The following is a 19,471-nucleotide window of genomic DNA, read 5'->3' as shown; positions in this document are numbered from 1 at the left end:
TTAGTATTCTTTTCAGAAAAAATATTGAACAATATTAAATTCAACTACCCATGTAACTAGGCATAAATCATTATCTAAACCAAACTCACTTTGCCTTATAAATATGACGATTTATTGTATTCGTAATGATGTTTACTTAACCAGTATTTTTTATTGATTAGATTGAATTACAAACTTTTATTAAGCTTTACTTTTATACAAGACATCTAAAATATATCGTAACTCTTTAACATCTAATTGACCTGGCGCTGATGCATTTTTAGCTGCACCAAATGTCATTGAAGATCCAAAGGTTATTCCAGCCAAGCGACTGATAGCGCCAAGACCCGCCATCGACATAGTAATAATAGGTTTTTCAGCGTAGTTTTCGTTCATTTCGGTTGTTGCAGCAAGTAATGTTAAAACATCATCCGTTGTTTTTGGCATAACTGCAATTTTTGGAATGTCAGCACCTAAATCTTGCATTTTTCGTAATCGGTAGATGATATCGCTTTTAGGAGGTGTTTTGTCAAAATCGTGATTGGATGCTACTACAAAAACATTTTGCTTATGGGCAACATGAATCATCTCTTTTACATAATCATCACCAATAAACACCTCAACATCAATAAGATCGATTAAACCACTATGCACCATTTGTTTATTTAACTCTATATATGAGGTTAATGGCCAAGGTTTCACGCCACCTTCGTTTGCGGTTCTGAAAGTAAATAAGATCGGCTTATTAGGTAAAAATTCTCGAATTTGTTTTGCTGCTTGTTTTACAGCATTGATATCGTCAACTTGAGTAAAGTGATCAACACGCCACTCTAAAACATCAAAATCGATTGATTGTAAAAACTTTATTTCGTCAAGTAGTTCTGCTTCGGTTTTACCGACAACAGGAACGATAATTTTAGGTGCGCCTGAACCTATTTCAAGTCCTTTAATATTAATGGTTTTCATTTTATATCCTGTTAGTAAAAAATCATATTAATTCAAACTAGTTAAATAAATTTTATCACCAATTATGGTAGTGGTATTTAAGTCTAAAAAACAAGTTTAATTATCTATTAATCATTAAATCCCATTTTTTCTTTTACATATTCAATCGGAGCTTCTTCGCCAGTCCAAATTTTAATTTGTGCAGCACCTTGCCATAGCATCATGCCAATACCATTTAGTATCTTACAACCTTGTTGCTCTGCTATTTCAAGTAATTTTGTTTTTCTAGGACTATAAATACAATCAGTTACCACAAGATCAGCTCTTAGCATCGTTGGATCGGTTATTAAACTTTGGCCTTCTAATGGTTTCATACCTACGCCAGTAGCATTACAAAGTACGACACTTTCGGCAATCTCTTTACGTAATTGCTCTTTATCATCAAGATCCGTCACATAAACTTTACATTGAGTATTTTTGTTTAATTTTTTTGCTACTGCTTCGATTTTTTGGTAACACTCGTCTTTTTGGTTAAATATGGCAATCTCTTTTACACCATCTAATGCCGCTTGTACAACAATCGCTGTTGCCGCACCGCCCGCCCCCATAATTGTCATTTTTTTACCAATAACCTCAACGCCAGCCTCTTTGAGCATACGCATATAGCCTATACCATCGGTGTTGTAACCTGTTAGCACGCCATTGTCATTTGAAATTGTGTTACAAGCGCCGCTCATTTCGACCGCTGGGGTTAATTTATCTAAATATTGGCAAACCAATTGCTTATTCGGCATCGAAACGGCACTTCCACGCAGCCCTAATGCTCGTAAACCTTTTATTGCGTCGGGTAATTTTTCTTGATCTACTTCGAAAGCTAAATATACATAAGGTACATTCAATTTAGAATAGATTGTATTTTGCATTTGTGGCGATAAACTGTGGCGGATTGGGTAGGCCATTAATCCGATTAATAAAAAATGACCGTCGATATTATCTCTCATTGAAATTCTCCAAAATAACCTTATTGATACGCAACGTTTTATAAAATAGATATTTTTATACAAATTGTGTAAGTCATGCGCAAATATTTTCAATATACATTATAGCGCGTTTAATGAGTGATTTTGACAGGGATAGTTCATCATTACAACATTCAATTTAACTAGTTATTTAAATAATGGTTTTAATAATGACACAAGATCAATTTTTATAAACCCCATTAATAAATGATAATTACGTGCTTGGTAAAGTCATTCTTTTCTATCTTTTATTTTTTTATGTCATGGTAACGTTGCATATATCATTGATAATGATTTTTTTATGTTTTTAGGTGAGTTTGCGTCATGATGAAGATTAAGTAAATTGGTTATCATGCCTCAATTATGGTGGTATGCTTCTTTCAGTTGTTCATTACTGGTATTAATATTTGGCATATCTTTCTTCTTAATTAAAAATTTAATTCATATAAAATATAAATTCTATGTAATTTTTAAATTAGCCTAAGTATGATTTGTCATGATATTTGTATAAATATTTATTGTTTAAATTAAAGTGATAATGTTCACTTAGTAAATTAAAAAAGGAATTTTTATTAAAATGGGATCTATATCAAAAAAATAAAAATCAGTAGATTAAAAGGGATGTTGCACAAATATAAGACAATATGTTGATTTTATTTTTAATTAAAATATTTTTAGAAATGTTGCAAATTTGTTCAAAAGTCAACATGTTTTGCGTTAACGTTATTTACAATCTATGTATTACGCTATCAATTGCACTTTCCATATCTATAGCCTAAAATGTTAAACTTTGCTTCTTAACCCAGAATCTTCTTATGAATACAGTGCTTGATTTGTTCTCGTCCATAAATGCAGTTGTGGTCGCGGTAATTTGTATGTTAATTTTGTCTCTTTGCCGTGTTCATGTGGTAATCAGCTTAATTATTGGTGCATTTGTCGGTGGATTATTTAGCCATTTATCGTTGAAAGAAACGATCGATGCCTTTAATACTGGTATTAGTAATGGTGCCAATATTGCGCTTTCTTATGCTATGCTCGGCGCTTTTGCTGTGGCGATCTCAAAATCAGGCTTACCTGAATTATTAGCAGACAAGGCGATAAAACAGCTTACAACCAGTAGTGCCAAAAAGCGTATTAAATGGTTATTAATTATCATTATTGCACTAGTTAGTATTTCGTCACAAAACATTATTCCTATACATATCGCTTTTATTCCTCTCTTAATTCCGCCACTTTTATATGTAATGTCGCGGTTGCAATTAGATAGAAGAATGATTGCTTGTATTATGACCTTTGGTCTTATTACACCTTATATGTTCTTACCAGTTGGTTTTGGTAATATCTTTTTAAATCAAATATTATTAAAAAATATTATTTCATCGGGTATGGATGTCAGTCATGTTAATGTCATGCATGCGATGGCGATTCCAGCATTGGGCATGTTTGTTGGCTTATTATGGGCTATTTTTGTCAGTTACCGCAAACCAAGAGAATATAAAATCATTCGTGAAGAAACCAATTTAGACGCACTAAACAATGTGAATAAGCGTTCACTTATTGTTTCGTTATTAGCGATTGTTTTATCGTTCACGATTCAACTTTACACAGGATCAATGATTTTAGGCGCATTAGTTGGTTTTATTTGCTTTATTGTATCAGGCTCTATTAAATGGGGTGAAGCAGACGGCGTATTTACCGATGGCATCAAAATGATGGCAATGATTGGTTTTGTGATGATTTCAGCTCAAGGCTTTGCCGAAGTTTTAAAACAGACTCACGAAATTGAACCTTTAGTTATCAATAGTGCTGAGTTGTTTGCAGGCAATAAAGTTATTGCTTCATTTATGATGATGCTCGTTGGACTGGTTATTACCTTAGGTATTGGCTCTTCGTTTTCAACTGTACCAATTATTGCCGCTATTTATGTACCGCTTTGTGTGCAACTTGGTTTTTCTCCTATTGCTACTGTGTGTTTGATCGGCGCATCTGGAGCGATTGGTGATGCGGGTTCTCCACCTTCCGATACCATTTTAGCAACATCAGCAGGTTTAAATAGCGATGGTCAGCATGATCATATCCGTGATAGTGTTATTCCAACATTCACCCACTTTAATATTCCATTATTTATTGCGGGTTGGGTTGGATCATTAATTTTATAATCATTTAGGTAGATGAGTTAAGGTCATTATTAGTTATGAATAAAAAGTTACACTCAAATATTCGAGCTATTTGTGCGCAAGCGATTTTTAATGTACTTGAAGATGGGCAATCGCTAAGTACGGCCTTAACGTTATCGAGCCATAAAATAGCGGAAAAAGATCGCGCATTAGTACAAGAGATCTGTTTTGGTGTGATGCGAGTTTTGCCTGAACTTAACTTTTATATTCATACTTTGATGAGTAAAGTACTTACTGGCAAAAATCGAGTTCTTCACTATTTATTGTTAGTGGGTATTTACCAAATTTTATATACCCGAATACCTGAGCATGCTGCAGTAGGCGAAACGGTTAATGCAGTAAATGAGTTAAAAAAGTCAGCGCTCAAAGGGGTAGTAAATGGTGTATTGCGTGAATTTTTACGCCAACAGGCATCATTACAGCAAAAATTTATACAGGATAAGAAACAACAGACAAGTCAAACCTTGCACCCAAGTTGGTTACTTAACCGTCTTAAGCTAGCTTATCCACAGCAATGGCAAAATATTATTAATGCAAATAATCAAAAACCACCAATGTGGTTACGAGTTAATCTTAATCACTATTCTGTCAGTGAGTACCAACAATTATTGGCTGAACAGCAAATTGAGTCAGAAGCTTTTGCTGATTTGCCTTGTGCAATCCGGTTATTGTCACCAGTGAATGTAACGAAATTACCTTATTTTGCTGAGGGAGCGGTTACTGTACAGGATCTATCAGCACAGTATGCTGCATATTTACTAGCACCAAAAAATGGTGAGCAAATTTTGGATATGTGTGCCGCTCCAGGTGGTAAAACAACCCATATTTTAGAAATTGCTCCGAAAGCGAATTTATTAGCGGTAGATGTTGATGCGAGTCGTGCCAAACGTATTGAAGAAAATCTGGCTCGCTTAAAACAAGTAGCAGAAGTTAAAGTAGGTGATGGGCTTACTCCTGAAAAATGGTGCTCAGGCAGACAGTTTGACCGAATTTTACTTGATTCACCATGCTCGGCAACCGGCGTGATTCGTCGTCATCCTGATATTAAGTGGTTACGTCGTGATAGCGATATTGCGCAATTAACTGAGTTACAACACGCTATTTTAACTAATATTTGGTCATATTTAAAAGCAGATGGCACTTTAGTTTATGCCACCTGTTCAATCTTACCCGATGAAAACAAATTTCAAATTGAGCGTTTTTTAAAAGAAAACAGCAATGCTCAACTCGTGGGTGACATGAAACAATTTTTACCAACCGCACAAGGTGGTGATGGTTTTTTCTATGCTGTTTTAAAAAAGAGTAATTAGTACATTTAAAAATGTCATGCTCTATTAAAAATGATTAACCCATTATCGTTGCTCTACTTACTGTAATTTTTAATCAATTGAGCTAATTGCTTACTGTGCTGTGATGCTTTTGCTTTTATCGTCGCTTTTTCTCCTTCAATAACAGGTGATACACCATATAAAAGTATTGGAGGAAGATATTTCATTTGTGTGTAGAGTGCTGAAACTTTAACGGATTCAAGTAAATTAGTTATTAATTCAGAGCTATATTTTTGGTAATTCTCCTCTACTTGTCCTACTGTTAAGCTTTGTAATAACTTTTTATCTTTTAATTTGTCTCCCTGCGAGCCATAAGCAAATTGGTAGGTTAATACCTCATCAAACCATAATTTAAGTATTGCTGGCATATTAAACCAATACATAGGGTATTGTAGTACGATAAGATCATGTCTAAGTAAAGCGGCTTGTTCTTCTTGTACATTTATTTTGTAATCTGGATAAAGCTGGTGAATATTACGAATTTCTAAATCAGTAATATGTTCTTGCAATGATTCTATGATGGTTTTGTTGGCAATAGATTGTTCAATATTGGGATGACCTAACACGATTAATGTCATGATAATTCCTTTTTAATTTATGCTATAAAAATTTGAGTTACTATAATTAGTTTATTCCTTAATGACGTTATGGCAATATCTATCAAATTAGATAGTTATAAAAAAATAGTTAGGTAAGTTAAATGGAACAAGACAAACAAAGACTTTCAAAAATTTATAAAAATAAAACGTATTATTGTCCTATCAGTCTAGCAATGGATTTAGTTGGTGGAAAATGGAAAGGTGTAATACTTTACTATTTACTTTCTGGAGAAAAAAGATTTAGCGAACTAAAAATAGTGATCCCTGAAATTACCGATATGACCTTAAGTATTCAACTAAAAAAACTTGAAGATGATGGTTTAATTACTCGCACAGTTTTTGGCGATAAGCCTCCGTTAAAAGTGTTATATAAATTAACGTCACTCGGTGAACGAATTGGTCCTGCATTAGAACAACTTTGTTTGTGGGGATTAACTGTATAGTGTTAAATGATTATATCAGTATATGTTTAAAGCTTTTTCGAAGATCGATGTTTGAATATAAAATTAATTTTTTGTGATAATTCTTATATAGTTAATATTAATTTAAGTATGACCAATATTATTATATTTAGGAAATCGATACTCTTCTGGAATGCTATCTAATTCAAAATATTCATCTGAATAAGCTTTTTGCATGGTAAAAATTAAACTTAATAACAAAAAAACAGTACTATTTTACATCTCATTGCAACTCCTTATTTAAAAGAAACAGAATTAAAAATTTTTGCTCTATTTATTTTCTGAAAAATTGCTCGTCGTTCAGTATAATTATCAGCTTTCTTATTAATTATTTGTATTATCTTATTAACATTTTCGACTTAGTTTACTTCATCTACTTTTTATATAACTTACGGTTTATCCATAGATAACCGTTTGATGATAATAAATAATTTTCAGCAACAACTAAATTAGGATTTGCAAGAAAAACATTTATTTTAAATGTTTCTCTTGTCGTTTAAGATTTATTTTATTAATCAGAAATACAAGCATCAATAGCAGAACAGTGAAGCCATTTTTTAATTATCTTATTTTTTTTTGTTGTATATTCGATCTCATAAAAATTATTTTTATAATTTAATAATTCGATTTTATCCTCCCTAATTAAATATATTTTTGTTTTATTATTTAAATTTGGAGAATCATATAGATAACTCTTATCCACTTTAAGCTTAAATCCATATTCTTCGGGCAGATATTGAGTTAAAAGGAAACGATTTATACAATTATTAATATCTGTTGAAGTATAAAACGTGTTGCAAAATTTTGAAGCATATTTCTCTGTTAATAGATTGAAATAGATATTATGCTGTTTTTGCTCTGGAATTTCAGTGATGTATTGTTGTAATTCAATATTTACTGGTATCTTCTTATGATATATCAATAAAATTAATTCATTAATAAAAGAATTTTGTTCGCTAAGTAAACATGATGGATAACTGAATTTATCCTCCTGACCAAAGCGGTAAACATCAAGATTAGCGCTTACCCATTTACATTTTTTATACAACTCACTTTCCCATTCCTCCTGAAAAATATCAATATTTTTTTTTAAAAGAATTTGAGATAATTTATCTATTATAACTGAATTATATTTTATATTATTATCCATATCAATGAACATGCTATCTATTGGACTAACATCACTAAAAACATTGTTACTCATAAATATTAATATAAATAGTAGAACTTTCTTCATTACTATAATCCTTTTTCGAAAAATTTAGCTTCATCTTCTCTTCTTTTAATAATCCCTTTTTATTTTCTTGATTTACCCATAATCCTTTCATCGATCTAAATAAACCAGGAATATCTTTAAGCTCATTATTTCATAATCGACAAGTTATTATCTGCAAAAAGTAATTAGACCATGTTTCGGTATTCTTTTCTTAGTTAATTTTATGTTTACCATTCATTAATAGCTAACACATTATTTTATAATATTAATTAGCTAATTGATGTAATGAATGGTGCCTCATCGCTAAATAAAATTATTACTTCAATACTTTTTACCATTTTTTCTCTCTATCAAGATATTTTATCAACCCCTCTTTCGTTGAAAATTCACAACGTCTATCGGTTTCAAAATCATCAATACAAGGAATTTTCGATAAACTGTTATCATCCCCTATAAAAAATAACGCTCTTAATATACCATCATCTTCTATATATAAAGGTAATTCAGTAATGCGATAACTGTACGATTTGTTTGGCGTTAAAGTATCTTTAAGTAACATATAAATATATTTGTCACCTGTTTTTTTATCAGCATATTCAAAAGCGCTTACTAGCTCCCGATTACCATATTGATATGTATAAAGTTCGTACGCTTTATTCAATTCTTTATTATTATTTGTTAAAAAATACACCTCTAAATTACGCCTTCCGTCTTCAAAAGTATTACTAAGAAACATCGCTGTTCCTTTATGGCCTTTATATTCAACATTAATTGGAGGATGGGCAATATTATTATATTTAGGAAATCGATATTCTTCTGGAATGCTATCTAATTCAAAATATTCATCTGAATAAGCATTTGGCATGTTAAAAATTAAACTTAATAACATAAACAGTACTATTTTATATCTCATTGCTACTCCTTATTTGAAAGAAACAGAATTAAAAATTTTTGCTCTATTTAGTTTTCCTAACCAACAATTTTATATTCTGTTTTCATCCTTGACCTATTTGTATCGAGATTGAGTGTTGTTATCATCCAATTTTGTTCATGATGATATGCCAACAATGATTTGACTGTGCTATTAAATAAGTTATTACCTAGAAAAGTAATTGCTCCAAATTTCGCTATTCTTTTCTCGGTTAATTTTATTTTCACCATTCAATAGCTAAAATTTATATGAATTATTAAGATATTTTATCAATCCCTCTTTCGTTGAAAATTCACAACGTTCATCGGTTTCAACATTATCAATACAAGTAATTTTTGATAAACTGTTATTATCCCCTATAAAAAACAACGCTCTTAATATACCATCATCTTCTATATATAAAGGTAATTCAGTAATGCTATAACTGTACAATTTGTTTGGTGTTATAGTATCTTTAAGCAACATATAAATATATTTGTCACCTGTTTTTTTATCAACATACTCAAAAGCGCTTACTAGTTCTTCATCACCATATTGATATGTATAAAGTTCGTACGCTTTATTCAATTCTTTATTATTATTTGTTAAAAAATACACCTCTAAATTACGCCTTCCGTCTTCAAAAGTATTACTAAGAAATATCGCTGTTCCTTTATGGCCTTTATATTCAACATTAATTGGAGGATGGGCAATATTATTATATTTAGGAAATCGATATTCTTCTGGAATGCTACCTAATTCAAAATATTCATCTGAATAAGCATTTGACATGGTAAAAATTAAACTTAATAACATAAACAGTACTATTTTATATCTCATTGCTACTCCTTATTTGAAAGAAACAGAATTAAAAACTTTTGCTTTATTTATTTTCTCAAAATTTGCTCGTCGTTGGGCTTTAGATTTAGTCCCCGCATTGATTTTTTTGTTACATTATCAACATGTTAGCATTTGTTATCTCCATCCGCTTAAAATCAAATTAATCCCAACAACTCACTTTTTACGCTTTCACTATTTATGACTAACCAACCACGGATAGGAACATTATTTTTATCAAGAGTATGCTCTATAAAAAGCCATAATATACCATCTTTAACCACTTCTCGATGACTCAACTTTTTAAATACTCCATTATTAATATTAAGTAATAATGGTGTATCTAATACAACCATTTTATTGTATTTTTTTCTCGAGAAATTCTTTCAAGGCAATCAAACCAAATTTTTGTGTTTTCCTTTGGTAAAGGAATGGTGGGTTTACCATCCCTAATCACTTCAGTTAACTCAACAATCCGCATAATTTGCAATCTTTTTTTGAAAAATTTTTTAATTTAAATTAGATAGATAAATTATTAATGACAGTAATAAATTAACGCAATACCAGTTAAAAATTGATTTCCAAGCGGCAGCAAAAAAGGTTGAATAGAATTTATACGTTACGGATTTTGTATAAATTGATATTCAATCATTATCTTTAAAAATTAATTTTTTACTGAAACGTATGCATAACCTGAAACTTTTTGACAAAAATAGTCATCTATTCATGATAAAAATAGGGATATCTAAAGAATTATTGAAAGGAGTTGGTTAAAATTGAGATGTGATTGAATAGTCAGGTTTAGATTGACTTAAAATATAATTATAATAGATTTTTTTGTAAAAAATATTCAGGAGTCTATACCGTTTCAAATTTTGTTTGTATTGATATTTGTATTTAAACGTTGAATGTAAGATAAGCGAAATCCCAATTTGGACAATCTTTTATAGATATGTTAAATTTTGGCTTCGTTTTACGTTATAATGATTTTCTGATATGGCTTATACACTCACCTATAATGATTTACCTGAGAATATTCAAGATTGGCAAGGATTACCACTTTCTTTAAATGGCTGTGAGGTTGTTCCACTTGATTACAATGCAGGTAAAACCGGTTGGATTATTTATGGAAAGAAATTAAATAAAACAATATTATCAACATTTCAAAATAAACTGGCTATGCCAATGGTGATTGTGTCATCTTGGAAAATTAAAACCTATCAAATTGTTCGAATCGCTGGAGTGATGCCTAAAAAAGCTAAATCTATTTCACTTACTTTAGGTATTGATGTTGCACCCATTGATAATTTACCAACGTTGCATTCTCCTGGTTTACTTGTCATGGATATGGATTCAACTGCAATCGGTATTGAATGCATTGATGAATTAGCCAAATTGCATGGGGTTGGGGAGCAAGTTGCTGCCGTTACTGAACAAGCTATGCGCGGAGAGCTAGATTTTTCAACGAGTTTACGTAAAAGAGTTGCAACATTAAAAGGTGCTCATCAAAACATCTTACAAGAAGTGAAAGATAAACTACCACTTACGCCAGGTCTAACTTATTTAGTTCGTGAGTTATACAAAAAAAATTGGCATGTTGCCATTGCCTCTGGGGGCTTTACCTATTTTGCAGATCATCTCAAACAAAAATTAAAATTAGTTAATGTTTATGCAAATCAATTAGAAATTAAAAATGAAAAATTAACCGGCAAAGTAATTGGTGATATTGTTGATGCTAAATACAAAGCAAGAACATTGCAGCAATTAGCTGCCTCGCTTGATATTCCAATCGAGCAAACCGTAGCAATTGGCGATGGGGCAAATGATTTAATGATGATCCGCATTGCAGGTCTTGGGGTGGCTTATCATGGTAAACCCAAAGTTGTTGAAAAGGCGAGAATTAGTATTAATTATGCAGATTTAACTGGTTTATGGTGTATTTTATCCACCAGTTTATTAAGTGAAGGTTAGGAGAATAATTTGGCAAAATCCGTTAAACGTGCTTATGTGTGCAATGATTGTGGCGCAGATTATCCGCGTTGGCAGGGGCAATGTAGTGCGTGTCACGCTTGGAACACGATTACTGAAGTTAGGTTAGCCAGTACTTCATCACGTAATGACAGATTAACAGGTTATGCGGGTGGGGCAGGTCAAGCTAAAATTCAAAAGCTATCAGAAATAAGTTTAGAAGCCTTACCAAGATTTTCAACTGGATTTTCTGAATTCGATCGCGTATTAGGTGGCGGAGTTGTACCGGGTAGTGCCATATTAATTGGTGGTAACCCTGGTGCTGGTAAAAGTACTTTATTGCTACAAACCATGAGTAAACTATCAGCCCAAATGAATACCTTGTATGTAACAGGTGAAGAATCACTACAACAAGTTGCTATGCGTGCACATCGTTTAGGTTTACCAACCGATAATATTAATATGTTATCTGAAACCAGTATTGAACAAATTTGTCTGTTGGCTGAACAGTCGCAACCTAAGCTTATGGTTATTGACTCTATTCAAGTGATGCACCTTGCCGATATTCAATCTTCACCAGGTAGTGTTGCGCAAGTGCGAGAAACGGCAGCCTATTTAACACGCTTTGCCAAAACGAAAGGGATTGCCATTATTATGGTTGGACATGTGACTAAAGATGGCTCACTAGCAGGTCCAAAAGTTCTTGAGCACTGTATTGACTGTTCTATTTTATTAGATGGCGATGCCGATTCTCGTTTTAGAACACTACGTAGCCATAAAAACCGTTTTGGTGCAGTAAATGAACTGGGTGTATTTGCCATGACAGAACAAGGTTTAAAAGAGGTCAGTAATCCATCGGCGATATTCTTAAGTCGCGGTGATGAGATGTTGCCTGGCAGTTCTGTTATGGTACTTTGGGAAGGCACGCGCCCACTGTTGGTTGAGATTCAAGCTTTAGTTGATCACTCTATATATGGTAATCCTAGACGTGTTACCGTTGGACTTGACCAAAATAGATTAGCGTTATTATTGGCTGTCTTGCATCGTCATGGTGGGTTACAAATGGCCGATCAAGATATCTTTGTTAATGTTGTCGGGGGTGTAAAAGTTACCGAAACTAGTGCTGATTTAGCCTTGATTGCTGCATTAGTATCAAGTTTTCGTAATCGTCCTTTACCGCAAGATGTCGTGATTTTTGGTGAAATTGGCTTAGGTGGTGAAATTCGCCCAGTACCAAGTGGGCAAGAGAGAATTTCTGAGGCCGCTAAACATGGCTTTAAAAAAGCGATTGTGCCGATTGCCAATATGCCGAAAAAGAAACCTGACAATATGCAGATTTTTGCAGTGAAGAAAGTGTCAGAAGCTTTAGATATTTTGAATGACTTTTAACGTTACGTTTAATAAAGATTTTTCCGCCGATTTTATTTTCGGCGGAATATTATAAAAGATGTGTTTTGACTTTCTGTTAATAACAAATCTCATAACATGGTTGGTAAGCGGTTCCTCCCGGCAGTTTCATACGATCTTGTTTTACAAAGCTTCTTAATAAATTATCGAGTTGTTTCATAATTTCAGGATCACCTTGTAATTTATATCGACCATGTTCGGCTATTTGTTTCATCCCGAATTCTTTTACATTGCCAGCAACAATGCCCGAAAACGCTCGGCGTAAATCCGCCGCGAGTAATTCGACAGGTTGATTTCTATGCAGATTTAATGCAGCCATGTTTTCATGCAGTGGTTCAAAAGGACGTTGTAGGGATTCATCAATTTTCAATAGCCAGTTAAAACCATAGGCATCACCCGTTTTTAAGCGCGAAGATTTTACATGTTTTACGCCATCTTTCATAATACGAGCAACTTGTTCAGGTGAGTCGATCACTATTTGATAAAGCTTGGTTGCTTCTTCACCTAATGTATTACGTATAAAATCATCAATGGCAGCAAAATAGCTTTCACACTCTTTAGGACCAGTTAAAATCAGTGGAAGAGTTTGGTTTTTATTGGCTGGGTTCAACATGATACCAAGAATATAAAGTAACTCTTCAGCCGTTCCCGGTCCTCCTGGAAATATAATAATACCGTGCGCCATTCGTACAAAAGCTTCAAGACGTTTTTCAATATCCGGCATAATAATCAGTTCATTGACTAAAGCATTTGGTGGCTCAGCGGCGATAATAGATGGTTCGGTCATACCAATAAATCGACTATCTTTATAACGCTGTTGTGCATGACCAACAGCCGCACCTTTCATTGGTGCTTCCATAATACCTGGACCACATCCCGTACAAATATTGAGTTCACGTAACCCAAGTTGCATACCAACTTGACGAGCATAATAATATTCGTTTTCATTAATTGAATGTCCACCCCAACAAACAATGAGATTCGGTTCCTCACCAACATGGAGTGCATTAGCATTACGTAAAATAGAAAAAACAAGATTGGTGATGTAATAGGAATGTTCTTTTTCAAGTTTATCATTAGGAACCAAATGTTTTATTGCCATTATTTGGCTATTTAAAAAAAGAATATCACGTAAAACCGCAAATAGATTAGCTTGAATTGAGCGAATAATTCGTTTATCAACAAATGCACTTTCGGGGGCATTAATAAGCTCTAACTTAACCCCTCGTTCTTTACTAATAACATTAATTTCAAAAGATTGGAATCTATCTAACAGATCTTTAGTATTATCGGTTTTGCTGCCAGCATTGAGTGTTGCTAAAGAACAGTTTCTAAACAACTGATAAAGATCACTATTGGCTGATTTTTTTAAAATATCGACTTCAGCTTGAGCAAGTAAGTCCATTGATCCTAATGGGCTAATGTGGGTAATCATTACAACCTCCATTTGACGGTTTTATCGGCAAAAAATCATTATATATTCAAACAGAATAAAGAATAAGTAAAGCTGATAATAGCTTAATTTATAAATAACTTAATTAATACCAAATGAAAAAATACAATTGTTCTTCTTTTATCCAATTTTTTCAATATGATATTTAACAATGATTTAAAGGTAAACGCAGTATAAAATTATTTCAATTTTAGTTATTAAGTAATGATGTTATCAATGAAAACTGATTTTTGATTATTTAGGTGGATGGCCAGTCAGCTAAGAAAGGTAGAAATTGATGAAAAAGGACTTTTATTGTTGTCCCCCAATTTTTGCTTTTTCTCTGTGTTTTTTGGGTAAAAGACCTTTTTTAAAAGAGAAATACTTTTGCTGTTTTATCGGTAATCATTTAGTAGACGGACTGTTTAGACAAATTATCTTTAAAAAAGGTGATCATATTAATAAGAAAGTAAAAAACAAATTGATTTTTATTATGATGATATTAAATAATTGCTCATAGTCAATAAATTAAGACTGTGCTAGACTTAACCAAACTCTGAAGCTATTTTACCTAAGTGATAATGTTACTCATATGGTCAATTAGCCGCAGTATAGCGCAGAAATGGCTATGCTTCCCGACTTGGATAAGGTGTTTAAAGTATATATATGCAATTAGTTGATAATTATCAACGGCGATTTCAATATTTGCGTTTATCGATTACTGAGCTGTGTAATTTTCAGTGTCAGTATTGTTTACCAAATGGTTATCGACCTAATAAAAATCATACGTTTCTTTCGCTTAATGAAATTGATAATGTTGTATCTACGTTCACTGAACTTGGTGTGCATAAAATTCGTTTAACTGGTGGAGAACCCACATTACGACGCGATTTTGTTGATATTTTGTCAATTATTTCCTCTTATTCTCGTGTTAAAGAACTGGCAATTACCACCAACGGATCGCGTTTATTAAAAAATATTGCACATTGGCAACAAGCTGGACTGAATGCGATTAACATCAGTATTGATAGTCTATCTCCACATTTATTCAAATTAATTACCGGCCAAGATAAACTCAAAGAGCTAATGCAATGTGTTGAAAAATCATTGGAAGTTGGTATAAAAAAGGTCAAAATTAATACCGTTCTGATGAAAAATATGAATGATAATCTTGATGATTACTTGTTGTGGATTAAACATCGTCCAGTAGAGTTGCGCTTTATTGAGTTGATGGAAACAGGTGATAGTAATGATGTGTTTAAACGATATCATACCGCAGGTAGCATAATTGAATCACAGCTCATTGCTCAAGGTTGGCAGTTACAGCCCAAAATGCCATTGTCAGGACCTGCCAAAGTATATGTACATAACGATTACCAAGGTAAAATTGGGTTAATTATGCCGTATTCCAAAGATTTTTGTAAAAGTTGTAATCGATTGCGAGTTTCATCGGTTGGTAAATTACACTATTGCCTGTTTGGTGATGCAGCCGTTGATTTACGTGATTTGTTGGTAAGCCCTGAGCAAAAAACACAATTAAAAACCAGAATTTTTGCTTCATTAATGATCAAACCAGAAAAGCATTTGCTACATGATCATCAGGTTGGCATCACACCAAATTTATCATATATCGGTGGCTAATTGGGTATTTTGTTTAGGGACATTTGTGATCTGCCAATGTTGTATTGCCCAATCTAAAAGTTGTTGTTGGGTTGCATCTTGCCAATCTTTTGGCACTTTTTGCCCTAAAAATTGCAAAGCTTGAACTGTTAACGCTTTAAGGTTGTTTAAATCGATAGGGCGGGCATGATTTTGTTTTGAAAGCTTATGACCATTCTTATCTAAAGCTAATGGTAAATGGCAGTACGTCGGTACACTAAAATCAAATAGCTGATAAAGTGAAATTTGTTTGGTTGTGACGGGTAAAAGATCCGCGCCCCGTACTATTTCTGTAATGCCTTGCTCATGATCATCAAGTACGACCACTAGATTATAAGCAAATAAACCATCTTTGCGATGAATAATAAAATCTTCTAAGGCATCTGCTAGTTGGGCAGTTTGTTCGCCTCGGATTTTGTCAGTAAAAGTTAAAACTGGATGATTTTGTTTTATACGAATAGCCAATTGATCTTTATCTTTAACTGACAATAGTCGATTACGGCAAAAACCGTCATAAATTCTATTTGCTAAATTGTGAATTCGTTGCCTTGTGCAATTACAATAATATGCTTGTTGTTTATTGAGTAGCGATTGCAGGACAGCTTGATAACGCTCACTACAGTTTGATTGATATAAAATCTCATCATCCCAATATAAATGAAGAGTTTCAAGCGTTTTTAGAATGAGAGATGATGCCCCTTTAACTTCTCTAGGTGGGTCGATATCTTCAATGCGAACAAGCCACTTACCAAAACAGGATTTGGCCTGTAAGTAGCTACCTAAAGCCGTCACCAACGAACCAAAATGTAATGGTCCCGAAGGTGAGGGGGCAAAACGACCAATATATTGCATGGACGTATTAAGTAAACAAGTTGATTAAATGGAATTATATACCCATTTGTTTTTCACGAAGTTCAGCTAATGTTTTACAATCGATGCATAAATCAGCCGTTGGGCGTGCTTCTAAACGGCGAATACCAATTTCAACGCCACAAGATTCACAAAAACCAAAATCATCTATTTCGATTTTCTTTAATGTTTTTTCAATTTTCTTAATGAGTCGACGTTCTCTATCGCGAGCACGTAACTCAAGACTGAACTCCTCTTCTTGAGTTGCTCGGTCAGCTGGATCTGGAAAATTTGCAGCCTCATCTTGCATGTGAGAAACAGTTTTACCCATTTCACCTTGTAATTGTGAAAGCCATGCTTCTAAGATAAGTTTAAAATGTTTCAATTGGTTAGGATTCATATACTCCTCACCTTTTGCCTCTTTATAAGGCTCAAGTCCTGCAATTGAAAGCAGGCTAAGCGAAGAGGTATTTACTTTTTGTTCCTTTTTCAAAACAATCCCCTTATGTACAGATTATTTGCAGGCGGTAAACTATAGCAATAATTTAGCCTTTGGCAAATTTTTTTTAATTTTTTTTTGCGTTAAATAAGAGAAAAATAAAACAACCCCATGTTATTAAACAAAATAATTAATTATTCCACTTTATTAAGCCATTGAGAGGACATTTAACCACTAACTCGAGCAGTTTATCGTTATCAGGTAAAATTAAATCTGGTGCGACATCAAACAGTGGATAAAGAACAAATTCTCTATTTTTCATATGGTAATGAGGAATTGTTAATCGATCACTATCCATTATTAAATCATCATACAATAAAATATCCAAATCCAAGGTTCTTGCTCCCCAGCGGTTGTCTTTACGAACGCGCCCTTGCGATTTCTCGATTGCTTGCAGTTCATCAAGTAAAGCTATTGGTGGCAAATTTGTGGACAGTTTAATAACTGCATTGAGATAGTCATTTTGGTCTTTAGGGCCTAATGGTTTGCTACGGTAAAATGGTGAAACAGCTAAAATATGAGTATCAGGTAATTGTTTTAATGCGGTAATAGCTTGATTGGCTTGTGCAAATGGATCATCCAAATTGCTACCTAAAGCGATATAACAAATTGACATAGTGGATTAAATTTTTTGTGATGTTAAATGTAATGGTATGCTCATATTTTAGCATATAAGTTAAAAGTAAAAAAAGAGATATCCAAAGTCTAAAGATTATGACTAAAAGTTATTAAAATATAACCAGACAATCTTTAACTTATAACTTTTTATACGTTATGGTAACTAAGATCCATTTGTTATGTAGTGATATATTTTTTTGAGATAAAAATGAATTTAGGTCAGCAATTGAGTTTTTTAATAGCAAATACGCCCATCATTAATGATCCTAAGACGATTGAATGTGCAATCAATGGTGTGATTGATTATTTTGCGAGTAGTTTACAAGCTCGTCATGAAGTCGATGTCCATCGATTGCTCAATTGGATTGACAACGAAGGGGGCAACGCTAAAGCTTGGTTAGTGGGGCAAAAAAAATTAGTTACAGCTCGGCAAGCAGCACTATTTAATGGTTTTCAAGCACATTGTTTAGACTATGATGATGTCCATTCAGATGTGCGTGGACATCCATCCGCCGTTATTTTATCAGCACTATTTGCTAGTGTTCAATTAGATAAAGTTCAATATCATATTGATGGTAAGCGTTTTTTAACCGCTTATGTTATTGGTATTGAAGTTATGGCGCGATTGGGCAAAAGCGTTAATCCTAAACATTATGAGAGGGGATGGCATACAACCCTTACCTTAGGCGGTATCGCTGCCACAGCCGCCATTTGTTACCTTTATAATGAACCTTTTTTGTCGCAAGCTTTGACATTGGCGGCGACTCAGGCATCTGGTCTGCGTTTGGTTATGGGTACCCCTATTAAGTTTTTACATGCAGGATTAGCCGCTCAGCATGCGATACAATCGGTTGAATGGTTACGCGTTGGAATAACTGCTGAGAGAGACTTTTTAGATGATAAATTAGGATTTTTAGCTGTTTTTGGACAGGGCAATAATTTCGATTTAAGTAAGTGGGGAGCTGTTTGGAAAATTGTTGAGCCTGGACTATGGTTTAAAACTTACTGTTTTTGTTCTGCTGCTGCGTATGTTGCTGATGCAGGTAAGCTACTTTATCAACATCAACAATTGAATGTTCACCATATTAGCCGTATTACCCTATTTTTTTCGCCAGCAAACAGCGATGCCGCATTAATCTATAATAATCCTTTATTGGCCGAGCAGGGGCGGTTTTCAGCCGAATATATTTTAGCGTTAACTCTATTAGGTTTTCCTCTTAATTTTGAGCAATTCAGTCCAAATCCTATTCCAGAACAGATTCAAGCACTGATGCAAAAAATGCAGCGTAGTTATCAAATTAATCTTGCGCCCCATGCTGACGCCTATAACAGTCGTTATGTTGTGATAGAAATTGAGTTAGATACAGGGAAAAAAATTAGACAACGTATTGATGTTCCCAAAGGATCGCCTAAAAATCCTTACAACCAAACAGAGATGTTATTAAAACTAACGGATGCAATTAAAGAACAACAAAAAGCGATGAATTTATTAACTGATATTAAAGAATTAGCCTCAGGTTTAACCGTTAATCAATTTCTAGCACGACATTATTTAACATTGTAAAATG

Annotated in this window: 18 protein-coding genes and 1 riboswitch; of the genes, 7 read left to right on the top strand and 11 right to left on the bottom strand. The window is 33.3% G+C overall.

Going from position 1 to position 19,471, the window contains the following annotated elements:
- Positions 1-180: 180 nt before the first annotated feature.
- On the bottom strand, positions 181-945 hold the full coding sequence (aroD, locus tag A9G17_RS06000; protein WP_065737930.1) for a type I 3-dehydroquinate dehydratase: 765 nt from the start codon (positions 943-945) through the stop codon (positions 181-183).
- A gap of 107 nt (positions 946-1,052) precedes the next feature.
- Positions 1,053-1,925 carry a shikimate dehydrogenase gene (locus tag A9G17_RS05995; RefSeq protein WP_065737929.1) on the bottom strand — a complete coding sequence of 291 codons (873 nt, stop codon included), beginning with the start codon at positions 1,923-1,925 and terminating at the stop codon, positions 1,053-1,055.
- Positions 1,926-2,758: 833 nt separating this feature from the next.
- Between A9G17_RS05995 and A9G17_RS05990 the strand changes: the two genes are divergently transcribed.
- Positions 2,759-4,102, top strand: coding sequence for a Na+/H+ antiporter family protein (locus A9G17_RS05990; RefSeq protein WP_081300929.1), 1,344 nt, complete (start codon positions 2,759-2,761; stop codon positions 4,100-4,102).
- 35 nt (positions 4,103-4,137) lie between these two features.
- A complete protein-coding gene (rsmB, locus tag A9G17_RS05985; RefSeq protein WP_065737928.1) occupies positions 4,138-5,430 on the top strand; it encodes a 16S rRNA (cytosine(967)-C(5))-methyltransferase RsmB in 1,293 nt (430 codons plus the stop codon).
- A 53-nt stretch (positions 5,431-5,483) separates the two neighbouring features.
- Here rsmB and A9G17_RS05980 read toward each other — a convergent pair whose 3' ends face one another.
- Positions 5,484-6,026: an NAD(P)H-dependent oxidoreductase gene (locus A9G17_RS05980; protein ID WP_065737927.1), complete on the bottom strand. Its 543-nt coding sequence runs from the start codon at positions 6,024-6,026 to the stop codon at positions 5,484-5,486.
- Positions 6,027-6,148: 122 nt separating this feature from the next.
- Between A9G17_RS05980 and A9G17_RS05975 the strand changes: the two genes are divergently transcribed.
- Positions 6,149-6,490 carry a winged helix-turn-helix transcriptional regulator gene (locus A9G17_RS05975; RefSeq protein ID WP_065737926.1) on the top strand — a complete coding sequence of 114 codons (342 nt, stop codon included), beginning with the start codon at positions 6,149-6,151 and terminating at the stop codon, positions 6,488-6,490.
- A gap of 529 nt (positions 6,491-7,019) precedes the next feature.
- Here the strand turns inward: A9G17_RS05975 and A9G17_RS05970 are convergent.
- The 4 genes from A9G17_RS05970 to A9G17_RS12945 all read right to left on the bottom strand — a co-directional run bounded on the left by A9G17_RS05970 (position 7,020) and on the right by A9G17_RS12945 (position 9,827).
- On the bottom strand, positions 7,020-7,745 hold the full coding sequence (locus A9G17_RS05970; protein WP_065737925.1) for a hypothetical protein: 726 nt from the start codon (positions 7,743-7,745) through the stop codon (positions 7,020-7,022).
- Positions 7,746-8,055: 310 nt separating this feature from the next.
- Positions 8,056-8,637 carry a hypothetical protein gene (locus A9G17_RS05965; protein ID WP_141677568.1) on the bottom strand — a complete coding sequence of 194 codons (582 nt, stop codon included), beginning with the start codon at positions 8,635-8,637 and terminating at the stop codon, positions 8,056-8,058.
- A gap of 255 nt (positions 8,638-8,892) precedes the next feature.
- Positions 8,893-9,474 carry a hypothetical protein gene (locus tag A9G17_RS05955; RefSeq protein ID WP_141677567.1) on the bottom strand — a complete coding sequence of 194 codons (582 nt, stop codon included), beginning with the start codon at positions 9,472-9,474 and terminating at the stop codon, positions 8,893-8,895.
- A gap of 155 nt (positions 9,475-9,629) precedes the next feature.
- The gene (locus tag A9G17_RS12945) at positions 9,630-9,827 is read right to left on the bottom strand and encodes a hypothetical protein (protein ID WP_141677566.1); all 198 of its coding nucleotides are present in this window, start codon (positions 9,825-9,827) and stop codon (positions 9,630-9,632) included.
- A gap of 640 nt (positions 9,828-10,467) precedes the next feature.
- On the opposite strand from A9G17_RS12945, the gene serB reads away from it, so the two are divergent.
- Complete coding sequence (gene serB, locus A9G17_RS05945) at positions 10,468-11,442, top strand: phosphoserine phosphatase (RefSeq protein WP_065737920.1); 975 nt, start codon at positions 10,468-10,470, stop codon at positions 11,440-11,442.
- Positions 11,443-11,451: 9 nt separating this feature from the next.
- Entirely contained in the window at positions 11,452-12,828 is a 1,377-nt protein-coding gene (radA, locus tag A9G17_RS05940) for a DNA repair protein RadA (protein WP_065737919.1), read from the top strand.
- 76 nt (positions 12,829-12,904) lie between these two features.
- Here the strand turns inward: radA and ppnN are convergent, their stop codons facing one another.
- Positions 12,905-14,281, bottom strand: a complete 1,377-nt coding sequence (ppnN, locus tag A9G17_RS05935) for a nucleotide 5'-monophosphate nucleosidase PpnN (RefSeq protein ID WP_065737918.1) — start codon at positions 14,279-14,281, stop codon at positions 12,905-12,907.
- Between the two features lie 539 nt (positions 14,282-14,820).
- Positions 14,821-14,946, top strand: a riboswitch (molybdenum cofactor riboswitch).
- Between ppnN and moaA the strand changes: the two genes are divergently transcribed.
- On the top strand, positions 14,945-15,919 hold the full coding sequence (moaA, locus tag A9G17_RS05925) for a GTP 3',8-cyclase MoaA (RefSeq protein WP_065737916.1): 975 nt from the start codon (positions 14,945-14,947) through the stop codon (positions 15,917-15,919). (Overlaps the previous riboswitch by 2 nt.)
- On the opposite strand, the gene gluQRS is transcribed toward moaA, so the two are convergent.
- The 3 genes from gluQRS to folK form a co-directional block, all read right to left on the bottom strand.
- The gene (gene gluQRS / locus A9G17_RS05920) at positions 15,902-16,789 is read right to left on the bottom strand and encodes a tRNA glutamyl-Q(34) synthetase GluQRS (protein WP_065737915.1); all 888 of its coding nucleotides are present in this window, start codon (positions 16,787-16,789) and stop codon (positions 15,902-15,904) included. The genes moaA and gluQRS overlap by 18 nt on opposite strands.
- Positions 16,790-16,823: 34 nt before the next feature.
- Positions 16,824-17,279 (bottom strand): RNA polymerase-binding protein DksA, encoded by a 456-nt coding sequence (gene dksA / locus A9G17_RS05915; protein ID WP_065604032.1) that lies wholly within the window; start codon positions 17,277-17,279, stop codon positions 16,824-16,826.
- A gap of 136 nt (positions 17,280-17,415) precedes the next feature.
- Complete coding sequence (gene folK, locus A9G17_RS05910) at positions 17,416-17,901, bottom strand: 2-amino-4-hydroxy-6-hydroxymethyldihydropteridine diphosphokinase (protein WP_065737914.1); 486 nt, start codon at positions 17,899-17,901, stop codon at positions 17,416-17,418.
- Positions 17,902-18,111: 210 nt separating this feature from the next.
- Here folK and A9G17_RS05905 point away from each other — a divergent pair, with 210 nt between their 5' ends.
- Positions 18,112-19,467: an MmgE/PrpD family protein gene (locus tag A9G17_RS05905; protein WP_065737913.1), complete on the top strand. Its 1,356-nt coding sequence runs from the start codon at positions 18,112-18,114 to the stop codon at positions 19,465-19,467.
- The last annotated feature ends 4 nt before the right edge of the window (positions 19,468-19,471 follow it).

Source organism: Gilliamella sp. wkB7 (assembly GCF_001693435.1).
GTDB lineage: Bacteria > Pseudomonadota > Gammaproteobacteria > Enterobacterales > Orbaceae > Gilliamella > Gilliamella apicola_N.
This window is presented reverse-complemented; position numbering and strand designations above follow the sequence as displayed.